The organism is Hoeflea prorocentri, from assembly GCF_027944115.1.
GTDB lineage: Bacteria > Pseudomonadota > Alphaproteobacteria > Rhizobiales > Rhizobiaceae > Hoeflea_A > Hoeflea_A prorocentri.
This window is the reverse complement of the sequence record NZ_JAPJZI010000001.1, coordinates 3,732,907-3,748,000: the sequence shown is the minus strand read 5'-3', so window position 1 is coordinate 3,748,000 and position 15,094 is coordinate 3,732,907. Positions and strand designations below refer to the sequence as shown.

Below are 15,094 nucleotides of genomic sequence, written 5' to 3'. Positions count from 1 at the left end.
ATTGCGGAATTATAGAGCGATTGCGGCGATTTCCGAGCCTGATAAGCCTAAAGGCTGCGAAATCCGCTCTCACGGTTTCGTGATTTCAGGCCTTGCTGGATACCAGATGGTGCTGCTGAAGGGACTCGAACCCCCGACCCCATCATTACGAATGACGTGCTCTACCAACTGAGCTACAGCAGCCCGTGCCGTGACCGGCAAGAAAGGATGCAGGGCGATTACCCCCAATCGGCGCACAATTCAAGACGCCGAATGGCGAATTTTGCCGCCTGCCGTGTTTTTCGCCGGCGATCGTTCCGGTGCGCGACCGGTAAGTCTGATGCCGCTGGATCATATCCGCAGTGCCTTTCCCCAGACTGCTCGGCTGGTCGGGTTTGTAAACACACTCTTAGCTGATAAGAGAGATTCCAAGAGGACAGGACCGTGGCCGCTCGTCAGTCTTGTTGCCCTTTGGGGCTTGAGCGACGGGACAGACCGGCTGACTGGAGTTGCGTGTGAAGACATTCGAGACAGCGATCCGCAAGGCGCTGCAGTCGGTCGACGGTGGCAATCCGAAATTGCGCGAGCGTGTCTACCAGTCCGCCCGCGAGGCCCTGACGAACAGCCAGGCCAAACAGGGAACCTGGGGCAGCGACGCCGCCTCGGACCAGAACCGTCGTCTTGAAGAGCTGATCGAGGGAATTGAGGCGCAGTATGTTGCCGCCGAAGCGCCGTCACCCGTGAGGCGCGAACCGCGCCCGGAGCGCAGGTCGGCAGGTATAGATGCGGAGCGCGTTGCACCGCCTCCGGACCCGCAGGCGGGCCAGCCAAGGCAGCCCCGGCAGCGCCGCCAGGAACCGGTGCGTAAGAGCAAACCCCGCCAGCCCTCCAAGGATGTTTTGCGGGCCGAGCGCATTGAGCCGGGCGATATTCCAGCGCCCGTCGCGGAAAAACGGGAGCCGCGCCGCCGCAAGAAGCGCGCCAAGGTCGATGCCGATCTGCTGGGCGCGGAACCGGCCTCGCCGAAGCGTGGGGCCAAGACCAAACGCCGCCGCCCTGTCTTTTCTATCATTTTGGTGATTTCGCTTTTGATCGCCTTTGTGGGTATCGGCATTCTGTGGTCGGTCTACAGCGGCATATTCATCAGCCAGCAGGAACGCGACACCAGCGTGCCCAATCCGCCGGCAAAGATTGAAGGCGGTGACTTTGCCGGCAATCCCCCGACTGACGGAACTTTTTCGGGCGATTGGACGCAAATTTTCACGCCACAGAATCCTGAAGGCGTCCAGCGCAGAGGCAACGCCAGGGCGGCATTGGCCGAGACGGGAGCCGGTCCGGCTCTCCAGATCGTCTCACCCGATGGCGGTGGCGACAGCGAGGTGTTGTTCCAACTGCCGGCATCCGTCATGCAAAGCCTTGCCGGGCGCAAATCGCTGGTCGCCATCACCTTGCGGTCCAGCACTGACACGCCAACGCAGATTTATGTCAAATGTCAGCTTGCTGCCAACAATGACTGCGGCCGCCACCGTTTTGACGTCACCTACGAGGTCGGCGATGTGGTCTTCGGCATCGACCTGAGCAAGGTGCCGTCGACCGGCGATGCCGGATATCTGGCACTCAACAGCGATATCACCGGTGCCGGAAACGGTGTCGACATATTTGCGATCCGTATCCAGCCGCAAAACTGAGTTGCGACAGCGGCGCCGGGCTTAGTCCACGAGGAAGCCGGGCCCGGAGCCGAGGATTCGTTCATCGATCTTGCCGATCGCGCCGGCGTCTTTGCCCTCATAGGGAAGCCGTGTCAGAAGATGACGGATCAGATTGAGCCGGGCCCGCCGTTTGTCATTGGCCCGCACCACAGTCCATGGCGCATGGTTGCTGTGCGTATGCTCAAGCATCAGGTCGCGCTTTTGCGTGTAGTCGCCCCATTTCTGCAGGCTCGCAATGTCCATGGGCGACAGTTTCCACACCTTCAGCGGATTGTGCCTGCGGTCGTGAAACCGCTTGAGCTGCATTTCCTGGCCGATATTGAGCCAGAATTTGAACAGGTGAATGCCTTCGCGCACGGGCATGTGCTCAAAGTCGGGCGTCTCGCCCAAAAAGCGTTCGTGTTGCTCAGGCGTGCAAAAACCCATCACCGGTTCGACGCCGGCGCGATTATACCAGGACCGGTCGAACAGCACCATTTCGCCTGACGTCGGGAAATGATCGACGTAACGCTGATAGTACCACTGGCCGCGCTCGCGCTCGGTCGGTTTCGGAAGGGCAACGATCCGAACCATGCGAGGGTTCATGTAGGCCCGCGTTGCCGCAATTGATCCGCCTTTGCCGGCGGCGTCCCGACCCTCGAAAACGATGATGACGCGCTCTCCCGTTTTCTGCTGCCAGGCTTGGACCTTCACCAGCTCGATCTGCAGGGCTCTGATTTGTTCGTTGTAGTCGTCCCGGTCCAGCTTTTCCTCATAGGGATAGTTCTCCGAGGTGAACGCGTTTTTTGTCACCCAGCCCGGCAGATCGGGATCGTCGATATCGAAATGCCGCTTATGCCCGTTGATCTCCAGATCGACCGAGCGGTCCGCTTGTTTCTTGCTCATCATGTCATTTCCCGTTTGCCGTTAGCCTGTTATACCCGCATTAGGGGCTGGGTCGGAACCTGATTTTCCACCATGTGCGTTCATCAATCCGTCATCCGGCCGTCTTAACCGGAAGAAGGGCCGGGCTTAACGGTCTGGTGAAAAGCACGGTAGGCGCAAGCGGAATTCCGGTTACAAGGCATATTGGAAGGCATGCAGGAACTTACGCACAGAGTTGTTCAGCGTCTCTACGATGCGCGTTATATCCTCGTCGTTGCGGCCGTGTTGTCGCTTTTGGCGTCGCTGTCGCGCGAGGTTCCGCTGTGGCACGCACTTCTTGGGCTTGCGCTGGTCTTTGCGGCAGCGGGCCTGCCGGTGCAGTCGCGTGTTGCCCGCCGCCAGGAAAGGATGCTGCGCAAGGAAAGGCGCGAGCCGCTTGAGGCGATCGTTTTTAATACCTGTGAGGCAATGGATGATCCGGCGATAATCCTGGCGCCCGGCGGCGTGATCAAATTCCTCAACAGCGCGGCCGTCAAGCAGTTTGGCGCCATGAAAGAGGGCGCGCATCTGTCGTCCATGCTGCGTTCGCCAGCCATTCTCGACATGGTCAGGACTGTGATGGAAACGGGCCATGCCGATTCGATAGAGCACATCGAGAAGGTTCCGTCTGAACGCTGGTTTCTTGTGCGGGTGGCGCCCATGACCGGCATTGCCGGGATGAAAGGCGGCAGCGAGCTTTATATGCTGACCTTCCGCGACCAGAGCGAGTCGCGCCGCATGGATCGCATGCGGTCGGACTTTATCGCCAATGCCAGCCATGAATTGCGCACGCCGCTTGCCTCGCTTTTCGGCTTTATCGAAACAATGCGGGGGCCCGCACGTGAGGACGCTGAGGCCCGGGACCGTTTTCTCGGCATCATGCACGAGCAGGCAAGCCGTATGACACGGCTTGTCGACGACCTTCTGTCGCTGTCGCGCCTTGAACTGAAGGCCCATGTGATGCCGACCGACAATGTCGACCTCGTGCCGCTGATCAATCACATCTCGGATTCACTCAAACCGCTGGCGGAGGAACTGGGTGTCGGTATTCAAATCAGCGCTCCGGACCAGCCGGTCGTCGTGACCGGCGATCGTGACGAACTCGTCCAGGTTTTCGAGAACCTGATCGAGAACGCATGTAAATACGGCCAGAGCGGCGGACAGGTCCGCGTCAGTGTGATGCCGTCAGGCGAAAATGACGGCGATGGCGTGGAGGTCAGTGTCAGTGACAACGGCCCCGGAATCCCGCGCGAACACGTGCCGCGCCTGACCGAACGGTTCTACCGTGTCAATGTCGAAGCCAGCCGCTCAAAGAAGGGAACCGGGCTTGGATTGGCGATCGTCAAACATATTCTGACCCGCCACAGGGCAAGGCTCATTGTTCATTCGACAGTCGGCAAAGGGTCGGACTTCCGTGTAAAGTTTGGCGCACCCCAGCGTTAGAAAACCACTGTGGATTCAAAATAAAAATAATAAAAACATATAGTTAAACTGTCATAAACTTGTAACTCGCCTGTCATAAAACCGCGTTGGACAGGTTGCTAAGAGTCACCCTGTTAGTAGAAATTGTAGCCTGCTTGCCGCAAGGAGCATCAAGTAGGCCTCTCGATTGGGGAAAATCCTATGAAAACGCTTAAACTGACCGCTGCTGCACTGGTGGCCTCGGCAGCTTTCGCCGGCACCGCAGTCGCGCGTGACCAGGTTCAGATCGCAGGTTCTTCGACGGTGTTGCCTTACGCAAAGATCGTTGCCGAGTCTTTTGGCGAGACCTATCCGAACTTCAAGACGCCGGTTGTCGAATCCGGGGGATCCTCGGGCGGCCTCAAGGAATTCTGCCGCGGCGTTGGTCCGGGCACGATCGACATTGCCAACTCGTCGCGTCAGATTCGCGACAGTGAAGTCGCCGCATGCGCCGAAGCCGGCGTGACGGAAATCCAGGAAATCCGCATCGGTTATGACGGCATTGTATTTGCTACCGATATCAACGGCCCTGATTTTGTTCTCGTTCCGGCCGATGTCTACAAGGGCCTTGCCGCCCAGATCGTCGTAGACGGCAAGCTCGTCGACAACCCGAACAAGAAATGGTCGGACGTCGATCCGAAATTCCCGGATTGGGACATTGCTGCCTATATTCCGGGCGAAAAGCACGGCACCCGTGAAGTGTTTGAAGACAAGGTTCTGGAAATCGGCTGCGAAGCGACCGGTGACCTGCAGGCCCGTATCGATAGCGGCATGGACAAGAAAGCCGCCGGGAAGTCCTGCATTGCCGTTCGCAAGGACGGCGGCGCAGTCGACATCGACGGCGACTACACCGAGACGCTGGCGCGTATCGACTCCAACAAAACAGGCGTTGGCGTCTTCGGCCTGGCTTTCTACGAAAACAATGCCGACAAGCTGAAGGTCGCAACGATGGACGGCATCACGCCGACCACCGAGTCGATCGCCGCCGGTGAATATCCCGTATCGCGTCCGCTTTTCTTCTATGTGAAGAAAGCGCATCTGGGCGTGATCCCGGGTCTGAAGGAATATGTTGAGTTCTTCACCTCCGACCAGATGGTCGGACCGGACAGCCCGCTTGCCGAATACGGTCTGGTTGCTGCTCCTGAAGAAGAGCGTGAAGCCGTTCGCAAGAATTTTGCTGACGGAAACCTTCTCTAAGGTTACGCGTAAACGACAATCCGACGGGCGCGGCCAAAGCGCCGCGCCCGTCAACAGGATGCTTATTCGATCGGCCGATGGCCGGGAGCGGGACATATGAGCGTAGCCACCACAGTATTGATCATCGTAGGCCTCGCCGTTGTCGGCTATTTCGTCGGCCGGTTGCGCGCCTCGAGTGTTGCGAGTGGCAATCTTGCGGAATTGCATTCCCGCCCGACTTACTACGGTTCCTTCGTTCTTATCTGGGTGACCTTGCCCTCCATCGCCGTTCTGGTGGCGTGGCTAGTCGTCAGCCCGATCATTGTCGACAATCAGGTCCTTTCGTCGCTTCCGGCATCGGTGCAGGAAATGTCCTCCGCCGATCAGTCGCTGCAGATCAGCAAGCTTAATTCCATCGCGACCGGCATGAAACGGCTCGATGCCGATGACATGAAGAGGTTCGAGGATGGTGCGGCGACTTTGCGCGAGCTTCTTGCCGAAAGAGGTGTGGCTGTTGCCGGCGAAGTGGACGATTACATGCCTGCCGCGGCCGAAAAGCTGAACGGCATGACGGCGTCCAGCCAGCTCTACCGCACTGTTATCGTCCTGCTTCTTGCCATAGCCGGCTTCATCTATGCCTGGATGCTGATCGGTCCGAAGATGCGGGCCCGCAACCGCGTTGAGCGTGTGGTGCTCGGCGCCCTGATCGTCGCCTCCAGCATCGCTATATTGACGACCGTCGGGATCGTATGGTCGATGGTTTCCGAAACCGGGCGCTTCTTCAGCAGCGTTCCGCCCCTTGAATTCTTTTTCGGCACGGTCTGGGATCCACGTTTCGCTGCTGCCGGCGCTGAGGATTCCGCTGGTCAGTTCGGTCTCATTCCGCTGCTTGCCGGCACGCTCTATATCGCCTTGGTCGCAATGGCCGTCGCTGTCCCGATCGGCCTTTTTGCAGCGGTCTATATGTCCGAATATGCCAGCAACAGGATGCGCGCGACTGTCAAGCCCTTGCTGGAAGTGCTCGCCGGTATCCCGACCATTGTCTACGGTTTCTTTGCCCTGGTGACTGTCGGTCCGTTCCTGCGCGATATCAGTGCGCAGATCAACGGGATCGCAACCGGCAACATCGTTTCGTTCATTCAGGCACAGAGCGTCCTGACGGCCGGCGTGGTGATGGGTATCATGCTGATCCCGTTTGTCTCGTCGCTGTCAGATGACATCATCACCGCGGTGCCGCGTTCCCTGCGCGACGGATCGCTGGGTCTGGGCGCAACCCGCTCCGAAACGGTCAAGCGCGTCATCTTCCCGGCGGCAATCCCCGGCATTGTCGGCGCTCTGCTTTTGACCGCCTCCCGTGCAATCGGGGAAACCATGATCGTGGTTCTGGCCGCCGGCGTTGCGGCGCGCCTGTCGATCAATCCGTTCGAACCCATGACCACGGTAACGGTCAAGATCGTCAACCAGCTGACCGGCGATCTGGAGTTCACATCGCCGCAGACGCTTGTCGCATTTGCCCTGGGTATCACACTGTTTGTCATCACCCTCGGATTGAATTTCTACGCGCTTTACATCGTGCGCAAATACAGGGAGCAGTACGAATGACGGATGCAACCTCAGCTGCCGCACCGGCGTCGGGCGCATCTCCCTTCAAGCGCGACATCGGCATCAAACGGCGCTACGCAGCCGAAAGACGCTTCCGCGCCTATGGGCTCATCGCAATCTGCCTCGGGCTTTCGTTCCTGGTGATCCTGCTCTGGTCGGTTTTCTCTAAGGGCTACACGGCCTTCGTGCAGACATCGATCAACCTGCCCATCACCTTCAGCGAGAGTGTTATTGAACCCGACGGCGAAAGGGACATGAACAAGCTGCTGACGGCAAATTATCCGCGTTTGGCACGTGATGCCATCGTCAAGGAGTTGGGTGTTGATCCCGATGACAAGTCGGCTGTACGCGACGCCGGCAAGATGGTGTCTGCCGGTGTACGCAGCCAGTTGCGCGACATGGTTCTGGCGGATCCGACGATTATCGGCAGAACGGTTCCCGTCTGGGTGCTGGCTTCCGGCGATGTCGATTCCGCTCTCAAGGGACAGATTGACCTCAGCGTCGATGAAAAACGCCGCAAGGTGAACGACCGGCAGGTCGGCTGGATGAACACGCTGGTCCAAGACGGCGCCATGAAAGAGCGCTTCAATACTGGCCTCTTCGTCAATGGCGCATCAAGCCGTCCGGAGACGGCAGGTGTCGGCGTTGCGATCATCGGATCGCTTTATATGATGCTGATTGTGTTGGTGCTGGCTTTGCCGATCGGGGTTGCCGCATCAATCTATCTTGAAGAATTTGCGCCCAAGAACCGCTGGTCGGACCTCATCGAGGTAAACATCAACAATCTGGCGGCCGTGCCGTCAATCGTCTTCGGCCTGCTCGGCCTTGCCGTGTTCATCAATTTTGCCGGCCTGCCGCGCTCCGCTTCGCTGGTCGGTGGACTGGTCCTGACGCTGATGACGCTGCCGACCATCATCATTGCGACACGGGCGGCACTCAAGGCGGTCCCGCCGTCCATTCGCTCCGCAGCGCTGGGTGTCGGCGCCTCCAAGACGCAGACAGTCTTCCATCATGTCCTGCCACTTGCCGCGCCGGGCATCCTGACCGGTACGATTATCGGCCTTGCGCAGGCGCTTGGCGAAACGGCGCCGTTGCTGCTTATCGGCATGGTTGCCTTTGTTGTCGGCTATCCAGCCAGTCCCATGGATCCGGCCACGGCATTGCCGGTTCAGATCTTCATGTGGGCCAATGAGGCCGAGCGGGCCTTTGTCGAAAGGACATCGGGAGCGATCATCATTCTGCTCCTGTTCCTCGCCGTGATGAACATCACGGCCATTATACTGCGCAGGCGGTTCGAGCGCCGCTGGTAGGAGTGTCATCTGACGATTTGTTGGCGTGGCGCAGTTGCATGTGCCGCCCCTGACGGGCAAAAAGCCGATACAGTGGGGTTTTGAAGGATGAATATGATGTCGGAAGCAGCAGTAGAAGAGGCGGTTGGTGCAAAAACCGAACCGCAGCCGCCCATAAAGATGCAGGGCCGCATGGTGAGCGTCTTTTACAGCGGTTCCCAGGCGCTCTTTGATGTGGACCTCGATGTCAGGAAAAATCAGGTCACGGCCCTCATCGGTCCGTCTGGCTGCGGCAAGTCCACCTTCCTGCGCTGTCTGAACCGGATGAACGACACGATTGACGGCTGCGAGGTCAAGGGAAGCATCACATTGGATGGCGCGGATATCTATCATCCGGCCGTTGATGTGGTGGAGCTGCGTGCCAGCGTCGGCATGGTCTTTCAAAAACCCAACCCGTTTCCGAAATCGATTTATGAGAATATCGCTTACGGCCCGCGTATTCACGGCATGGCCAACAGCAAGGCAGGGTTTGACGAGATTGTCGAAACCAGCCTGCAAAGAGCCGGCCTATTCGACGAGGTCAAGGACAGGCTCAACGAACCGGGAACCGGCCTTTCCGGCGGTCAGCAGCAGCGTCTCTGCATCGCCCGCGCCATTGCCGTCAACCCGGAAGTGATATTGATGGACGAGCCCTGTTCGGCGCTCGATCCGATCGCCACGGCCAAGGTCGAGGAGCTGATCGACGAGATACGCCAGAACTACACAATTGTCATTGTGACCCACTCCATGCAGCAGGCCGCGCGCGTCTCGCAGCGCACCGCCATGTTCCATCTGGGCAAGCTGGTCGAGGTCGGCGACACGGACAAGATGTTCACCAACCCCGACGATCAGCGTACCCAGGACTACATCACCGGCCGCTTCGGCTGATCTTGAGCGGACAGGAACGATCATGAACGAAAACAATTCCAGTAATCAGCTCGCCGCTCACACGGTCTCGGCCTATGACGAGGATCTGCAGTTTCTCGTGCGCCGCATCGCAGAGATGGGCGGGATTGCCGAGCGTATGCTTGAGGAATCCGTCGCCGCGCTCGTCAATGGCGATGCCGCGCTCTCGCAAAAGGTCATTTCCGACGATCTGGTTCTTGACGATGCCGAGCGACAGATCGGCGAGAAAGCGGTTTTGATCATCGCCAAGCGTCAGCCCATGGCGGCGGATCTGCGCGACATTATAGGGTCGATCCGCATTGCCGCCGATCTGGAACGGGTCGGCGACATGGCAAAGAACATCGCCAAACGTGTGCTCGCCGTCCATGGCATGGCGCAGCCGAAGAAGCTGGTGCGCGGCCTCGATCACCTTGCCGAGCTGGCTCTAACGCAGCTGAAAGAAGTGCTCGACGCCTATTCGTCCCGCTCGCCGGAACTCGCCAGTTCCATTCGTCAGCGCGACGACGAGATCGACGCAATATATACGTCCCTTTTCCGTGAGCTGCTCACCTATATGATGGAAGATCCGCGCAACATAACCGCCTGTACGCATCTCCTGTTTTGCGCAAAGAACATCGAGCGGATCGGCGACCACGCCACCAATATTGCCGAGACGGTCTACTACATCAGCACCGGCTCGCAACTGTCGAACGAGCGGCCCAAGGACGATGAAACCACGTCTGTGGGCGCCGAGGAAGAGTAGGCTGGCGGGCCATCAGGCCCTGCCGCCGGAGACAAGACATGGGCATTGCACCGCAAATCACCGTCGTTGAAGACGAAGAGGCGCTGAGCGTCCTGCTGCGTTACAATCTGGAAGCCGAAGGCTACGAGGTCGATACCGTCCTGCGCGGTGACGAGGCGGAGATCAAACTGCAGGAGCGGGTTCCCGATCTTCTGATCCTTGACTGGATGCTGCCCGGCCTCTCAGGTATCGAACTGTGTCGTCGTTTACGTGTCCGGCCGGAAACCGAGCGCCTGCCGATCATTCTCCTGACCGCGCGCGGCGAGGAAAGCGAACGGGTGAGGGGCCTTGCCACCGGCGCGGACGATTATGTCGTCAAGCCGTTCTCAACGCCCGAACTCATGGCCCGCGTGCGCGCCCTTTTACGCCGGGTCAAGCCGGAGACGATCTCGACGGTTTTGAAGGCCGGCGATATCGAACTCGACCGCGAGACCCATCGCGTCTACCGACGCGGCCGCGAGATCAAGCTCGGTCCGACCGAATTCCGCCTGCTGGAGTTCTTCATGACCTCGCCGACGCGTGTCTTCTCCCGCTCGCAGCTTCTCGACGGCGTCTGGGGCCACGATATCTATGTGGATGAACGCACCGTCGACGTCCATGTCGGTCGCCTGCGCAAGGCCCTCAACCTTGCCAATATGCGCGACGTTATTCGCACGGTCCGCGGTGCGGGCTATTCACTGGAAACGTGAGCAGGACCTGTCACCGACCTCTTGGCGACGGCCGATTCCGGTCCGCTACCGCGTCAGGTCCTGTGCCAACATGAAGGCATTGCCGTCTGGGTCGTAGAAGGTCGCGGTGCTGACCATGCCTTCGACCGTATCGGTTGGTCCGTCGAATTTGACGCCAGCAGCCTCCAGCGCATTGCGCGCTGTTGTGATGTCGTCGATGCCGAAGACCGGAACGGCATTTCCGGGAACCGGTTCCGTCTGCTCGCCCAATCCCAGCGTAACGCCTTCCGTCATTGTCTTGACTTCGCTCCACCCGGCCTCGTCGATGTGATGTACCAGCTCAAATCCAAGCATGTCCTCATACCATTTCGCGCTCGCATGCCGGTCGCGGACCGACAGCGCAAAGGTGATTTCGTTATTCAGTTTTACGACAGCCATTGCAGTTTCCAGTTCAACTAAAATTATATATACTATACTTTATGGACATTGGTCGACTTGTCAATATTACATCCCGGTCATGGTCTTTGAGCATCCTCAAAGCGATGCATGACGGTGTGCCGGGGCGTCAGGCGCCGCTTCTTGTGGCGTCCGGTGCAAGCCGCACAGCCTTTGCAAGCAGCCTGGCGCATCTAGTTGAACTCGGGATTCTGGAGCGCAATCCCGGACATGGCCACCCGCTGAGACCGGAATTCAGGTTGACCGAGGAAGGAATGAGGTTTGCGAAGATGGCAGATATGATCGCCGGGGCTTTGCCGGATGAATCCGGACAGTCCCTGCTTCGCCGTACATGGACGCTTCCCGTCCTTGCCGTCAGCGGTCGGCCCCGCCGTTTCGTCGACATCAAGAGCGACCTGTCCCCCATAACCGACCGGGCGCTTTCCCAATCGCTTCAAAAACTGGAGGCGCGGCATTGGCTGCACCGCGAGATCGACATCGCATCGCACCCGCCGCGGCCGATCTATCAGGCCGCGAATGAGGGCATTGCAATCAGCAACGCGATCAGCGGTCTTCTGTGACCTGTGCGGGCCTTTCCCTCAATCGCGTGCGGCAGCAGCCGGGCTTGCCGGGTGCCCAGGATTCAAGCTCATAGTCGAACCCCGCCGCTTCCCAGACAGCATCGTCAAATGCCGTCGCGCATTTCAGGAGCGTACACACCTCTTCATCGCTGCACCCCATCTCCAGCCACCCGTCCTTGAGCGGGCAGGTCATGAACTGGACATCAAGGCATGTGTCGCTGATTTCATTGACCTGAGGCGAATAGGTCGCGCTGTCGGGGCCGAGAAAATACGTGTTGAGCATGCCCCTAAAATCCCGAGGCGCGAGATGCGCCAGCGACGCCCCGACCTCCAGCCCGTGCGCCCGGCTGGCGCTTTGCAAAACGCTGATGGCCTCTGCCTCGCCGCAACGGTGCGACAGTTCGCGAAATACGGCGAGGTAAATCCTGCCACGATCTTTCACCGCGCTGGCATGAAGCGCGTTGGTGCAACTCTTACTCATCCGGCGGCCACCGCTTCGATTTCCAGCAGCCAGGCTTCGTCAAAAATCCCGGCAATGATCACCGTCAAGGCCGGCTCATGCCCGCCGAGCACCGCTTTGCGCACGAGGCTGTTTTCGGCCCTGTATTTGCGGTCCGACAGATAGGTCGTGTGGCGGACGATGTTTTCCAATCCGAGGCCGGCCGCCTTGAGCTGTGCCTCGACATTCGCCCAGGCCTGCTCGGCCTGCTCCTTGAAGGTCTCCGGCACCGTTCCGTCGGGCCGCACCGGGATTTGCCCGCTCACATAGATGGTTCGTGAATGACCGGAAACGGCGACACACTGGGCATATCGGCTTTTCAGATCGTGAGCTTTTGCGGATGTGATGTGTTCCATTTTCATGGATGGGTCCTCGTTGACGGAATTCATTGTGCGCAAACGAAGCTACTGGTGGGGACGGTAATCTCAACGCAGAAAACCTCCGGTGGAGGCATAGAAATGCTGAGTCTTCAAATGCCGTTCTTTGTGTCACTTTGAAGTGAGGAGAAATTTGATGACTTACAGGCTTCCATCACTCAACACGCTGCGCGCCTTCGAAGCGGCCGCCAGACATTTGAGCTTTACGACCGCAGCAAGCGAACTCGGCGTCACCGCCGGCGCTATAAGCCAGCAGGTCAAGAAGCTGGAGGCGTCCCTCGGCGTGGCGCTGTTTCGACGCTTGCCGCATGGCCTGCTTTTGACTGAAGAGGGCGAGGCCTATCTGCCTGCGATCTCCAAGGCGTTTGATGATTTGACGGAAGCCACCGAAGCCATCGCCCCGCGCATCAACAGCAGGAAGTTTTCCGTTGGCATATGTCCGAAGGTCAGAACGATGCTGCCGGGAAATTGGCCGCAACACAGCGAAGACCTTCGCCGCCATGTGCGCGATTGTATCGAAACCAGCGACATCGAACTGGTGCGCACGAACGCGGTTGATTGCCTCATCAGAGCGCGCGGCGGCCCCTATGGAGATCTGACGCTGGTTGTTATTCCGGCTTCGTCCGGTCCTGGCGAACTGCATTTTGTCTGCAAGCCGGGCCTTGCCAATTGCGCGCAGTCACAGGCGATTATTGACGACCTGACCCGGCAGGTGGCGCCCTAGACCGTCTAGCTCGCTTCAACCGCCGTTCGGATTACCTGCCATTCTTCCTCGACCGACCCGGCATGCCGTGTCTGGCCGGCCCGGCGATACCAGTAGGCGGCATTGGCATCGTCGCCCTCGATCCGGTGAACCAGGGCATGGATCCAGTCATAAAGAGGCGAGCCTTCATGGCTCTGACAGATTTGATGCGCCTGATCCATTTGCGGGCCGGGCTTGAAGCCGCCCTGCTTCAGAAAATCGAGCGATGTAAGGAGTTCCGTCCGGGACATGTCTTCTGCCTTTAGCCGTTCCTGCTCTGCAATCGCCGGCAGGATAGCGATTTGGGATAAAATTGCTATTCCTGACCGGTCGATTGCAAGGCATTTGTCAGAACAGGTTTTTTACGTCCGAGGCAAAGGTCGGGAAGGCCATTGGCGTGTCCTTCAGATCGGACGCCGGGATTGCATGTTTCATGGCCAGCGAGAACAGGTGAATAAGGTCTTCCCCGTGATGGCCAACCAGATGAGCGCTAACGACACGGTCGGTTTTCCTGTCCACCAGGACCTTCGACCACGCGACGGTCTCGCTATAGCTCTTGCCGGAAAACCATCCGGTCATGTCGTTGGTCGTGACGGCGACATCCAGCCCCATTTCAGTGGCCTGTTTCTCCGTCAGACCAACCGTGCTCAACGCCGGAACGGTGTAGACCGCGCTTGGCGTGGCTTCATAGTCCGGCGTCTTTTCCGGACCGTGAATGATATTGTGGGCGACAAGCCGGCCTTCATAGGTCGCCAGCGGCGAGAGCTGCGCCGAGTTGACCAGCGCATCGCCGGCGACCCAGACGGACGGATTTGAAACCGAACGCAGATGCTCATCGACCTCGATGCGGACGCCGTCATGGCTGATATTGGCAGCGTCAAGGTTGAGCGTGTCGACATTAGCAACGCGCCCAGCGCCATTCACCACACGGTCGGCAATGACCTGATGGTCACCGCCGTCATGTGAGTAGGCAACTTTCAGCCGTCCGCCGGAGGTGCTGATTTCCCTGACGTTGACATCAGTCTTGATGGTCACGCCGAGGCGCTCGGTTTCCGCCCGGATGGCGGCAACCGCGTCTTCATCCATGCGCGGCAGCAATTGCGGCATGGCTTCAAGGATGGTCACTTTTGTACCGGCCCTTGCATAGACATGGCTGAACTCCATGGCGATGACGCCGCCGCCGACAAAGACCACCTCGTCCGGTTGCTGTTTTTCCGAAAGCACCTCGTCGGACGTGATCATCAATCCGGCGCCGGGAATATTGAGCGGTCGCGGTTTCGAGCCCGTTGCGATCACGATGTTTTCGCCTTCGATCAATGTGCCGTCAACCTCTACGGTATTCGGCCCGGTAAATCTGGCGTGGCCCCGAAAGACGCTTCCCCGCTTTTCCGCAACACCCTTCATCGCATCCGGAATAAAGCCGATCATATCGTCCTTGCGGTCGATCAGCTTTTCCCAGTTCAGCTTTGGTTTACCGACATCAATGCCATGTGTATGAGCCAACTCGATCTCGTGCAGCGAATGGGCGGCGGCGACGAGCACTTTTTTCGGCGTGCAGCCGCGGTTCGGGCATGTGCCGCCGAAGTCCCGTTCTTCAATAAAGGCTATGGACTTTCCCGCTTCACTCACCACTGCGGAAACGCCGAACCCGGCATTTCCGCCGCCTATGATGACGATGTCGAATTTACTGTTCATTGTCTTTCTCTCTCGCGCAAAACTATCTATTGATAGGTAGATATGTGTGGAAATCCTGGTCACAAGGCGAACGGGATCACGTCTGAGTTATCGTCCAGGCCGGCGCAGGATAGGCCTTCGCGCCGCATAATCCTTGCCTAACCCGGCCATAATCCTTGGTCCAATAGCGCCCGGTTTAATCCGAAGGCGCATGGTTTTTGTGCCGCCGGCCCCTCAGTTTCCGGGCATTGCACCGCCCTGGTGCAGCTCCTG

16 protein-coding genes and 1 tRNA gene are annotated in these 15,094 nt (G+C 58.8%); 10 read left to right on the top strand and 7 right to left on the bottom strand.

Going from position 1 to position 15,094, the window contains the following annotated elements; genetic code table 11:
- Positions 1-107: 107 nt before the first annotated feature.
- Positions 108-183, bottom strand: a tRNA-Thr gene (locus OQ273_RS17550).
- Positions 184-494: 311 nt separating this feature from the next.
- Here OQ273_RS17550 and OQ273_RS17545 point away from each other — a divergent pair.
- Entirely contained in the window at positions 495-1,667 is a 1,173-nt protein-coding gene (locus OQ273_RS17545; protein WP_267991895.1) for a hypothetical protein, read from the top strand.
- A gap of 21 nt (positions 1,668-1,688) precedes the next feature.
- Here OQ273_RS17545 and ppk2 read toward each other — a convergent pair whose 3' ends face one another.
- On the bottom strand, positions 1,689-2,573 hold the full coding sequence (gene ppk2 / locus OQ273_RS17540) for a polyphosphate kinase 2 (RefSeq protein WP_267991893.1): 885 nt from the start codon (positions 2,571-2,573) through the stop codon (positions 1,689-1,691).
- Between the two features lie 192 nt (positions 2,574-2,765).
- On the opposite strand from ppk2, the gene phoR reads away from it, so the two are divergent.
- The 7 genes from phoR to phoB all read left to right on the top strand — a co-directional run bounded on the left by phoR (position 2,766) and on the right by phoB (position 10,534).
- Positions 2,766-4,034, top strand: a complete 1,269-nt coding sequence (gene phoR, locus OQ273_RS17535; protein ID WP_267991891.1) for a phosphate regulon sensor histidine kinase PhoR — start codon at positions 2,766-2,768, stop codon at positions 4,032-4,034.
- 180 nt (positions 4,035-4,214) lie between these two features.
- The gene (locus OQ273_RS17530; protein ID WP_267991889.1) at positions 4,215-5,249 is read left to right on the top strand and encodes a PstS family phosphate ABC transporter substrate-binding protein; all 1,035 of its coding nucleotides are present in this window, start codon (positions 4,215-4,217) and stop codon (positions 5,247-5,249) included.
- Positions 5,250-5,345: 96 nt separating this feature from the next.
- Positions 5,346-6,830, top strand: coding sequence for a phosphate ABC transporter permease subunit PstC (gene pstC, locus OQ273_RS17525; protein ID WP_267991887.1), 1,485 nt, complete (start codon positions 5,346-5,348; stop codon positions 6,828-6,830).
- On the top strand, positions 6,827-8,140 hold the full coding sequence (gene pstA, locus OQ273_RS17520) for a phosphate ABC transporter permease PstA (RefSeq protein ID WP_267991886.1): 1,314 nt from the start codon (positions 6,827-6,829) through the stop codon (positions 8,138-8,140). The genes pstC and pstA overlap by 4 nt, the downstream gene beginning before the upstream one ends.
- Before the next feature lie 87 nt (positions 8,141-8,227).
- Entirely contained in the window at positions 8,228-9,046 is an 819-nt protein-coding gene (gene pstB / locus OQ273_RS17515; protein WP_267991885.1) for a phosphate ABC transporter ATP-binding protein PstB, read from the top strand.
- Between the two features lie 22 nt (positions 9,047-9,068).
- Positions 9,069-9,806, top strand: coding sequence for a phosphate signaling complex protein PhoU (phoU, locus tag OQ273_RS17510; protein WP_267991884.1), 738 nt, complete (start codon positions 9,069-9,071; stop codon positions 9,804-9,806).
- A 44-nt stretch (positions 9,807-9,850) separates the two neighbouring features.
- Positions 9,851-10,534 carry a phosphate regulon transcriptional regulator PhoB gene (gene phoB / locus OQ273_RS17505; protein ID WP_267993132.1) on the top strand — a complete coding sequence of 228 codons (684 nt, stop codon included), beginning with the start codon at positions 9,851-9,853 and terminating at the stop codon, positions 10,532-10,534.
- Between the two features lie 45 nt (positions 10,535-10,579).
- On the opposite strand, the gene OQ273_RS17500 is transcribed toward phoB, so the two are convergent.
- The gene (locus tag OQ273_RS17500; protein WP_267991883.1) at positions 10,580-10,951 is read right to left on the bottom strand and encodes a VOC family protein; all 372 of its coding nucleotides are present in this window, start codon (positions 10,949-10,951) and stop codon (positions 10,580-10,582) included.
- Positions 10,952-11,037: 86 nt separating this feature from the next.
- On the opposite strand from OQ273_RS17500, the gene OQ273_RS17495 reads away from it, so the two are divergent.
- Positions 11,038-11,529 carry a winged helix-turn-helix transcriptional regulator gene (locus tag OQ273_RS17495; RefSeq protein WP_267991881.1) on the top strand — a complete coding sequence of 164 codons (492 nt, stop codon included), beginning with the start codon at positions 11,038-11,040 and terminating at the stop codon, positions 11,527-11,529.
- Here the strand turns inward: OQ273_RS17495 and OQ273_RS17490 are convergent.
- Together OQ273_RS17490 and OQ273_RS17485 are read right to left on the bottom strand one after the other, a co-directional pair.
- The gene (locus tag OQ273_RS17490; RefSeq protein WP_267991879.1) at positions 11,513-12,010 is read right to left on the bottom strand and encodes an L-2-amino-thiazoline-4-carboxylic acid hydrolase; all 498 of its coding nucleotides are present in this window, start codon (positions 12,008-12,010) and stop codon (positions 11,513-11,515) included. The genes OQ273_RS17495 and OQ273_RS17490 overlap by 17 nt on opposite strands.
- Complete coding sequence (locus tag OQ273_RS17485) at positions 12,007-12,390, bottom strand: RidA family protein (RefSeq protein WP_267991877.1); 384 nt, start codon at positions 12,388-12,390, stop codon at positions 12,007-12,009. The genes OQ273_RS17490 and OQ273_RS17485 overlap by 4 nt, the downstream gene beginning before the upstream one ends.
- A gap of 151 nt (positions 12,391-12,541) precedes the next feature.
- Between OQ273_RS17485 and OQ273_RS17480 the strand changes: the two genes are divergently transcribed.
- Positions 12,542-13,129 (top strand): LysR family transcriptional regulator, encoded by a 588-nt coding sequence (locus OQ273_RS17480; RefSeq protein ID WP_271292119.1) that lies wholly within the window; start codon positions 12,542-12,544, stop codon positions 13,127-13,129.
- A gap of 5 nt (positions 13,130-13,134) precedes the next feature.
- Here OQ273_RS17480 and OQ273_RS17475 read toward each other — a convergent pair whose 3' ends face one another.
- The gene (locus OQ273_RS17475) at positions 13,135-13,398 is read right to left on the bottom strand and encodes a hypothetical protein (protein ID WP_267991875.1); all 264 of its coding nucleotides are present in this window, start codon (positions 13,396-13,398) and stop codon (positions 13,135-13,137) included.
- 97 nt (positions 13,399-13,495) lie between these two features.
- Positions 13,496-14,842, bottom strand: coding sequence for a dihydrolipoyl dehydrogenase family protein (locus tag OQ273_RS17470; RefSeq protein WP_267991873.1), 1,347 nt, complete (start codon positions 14,840-14,842; stop codon positions 13,496-13,498).
- Positions 14,843-15,094 lie beyond the last annotated feature (252 nt).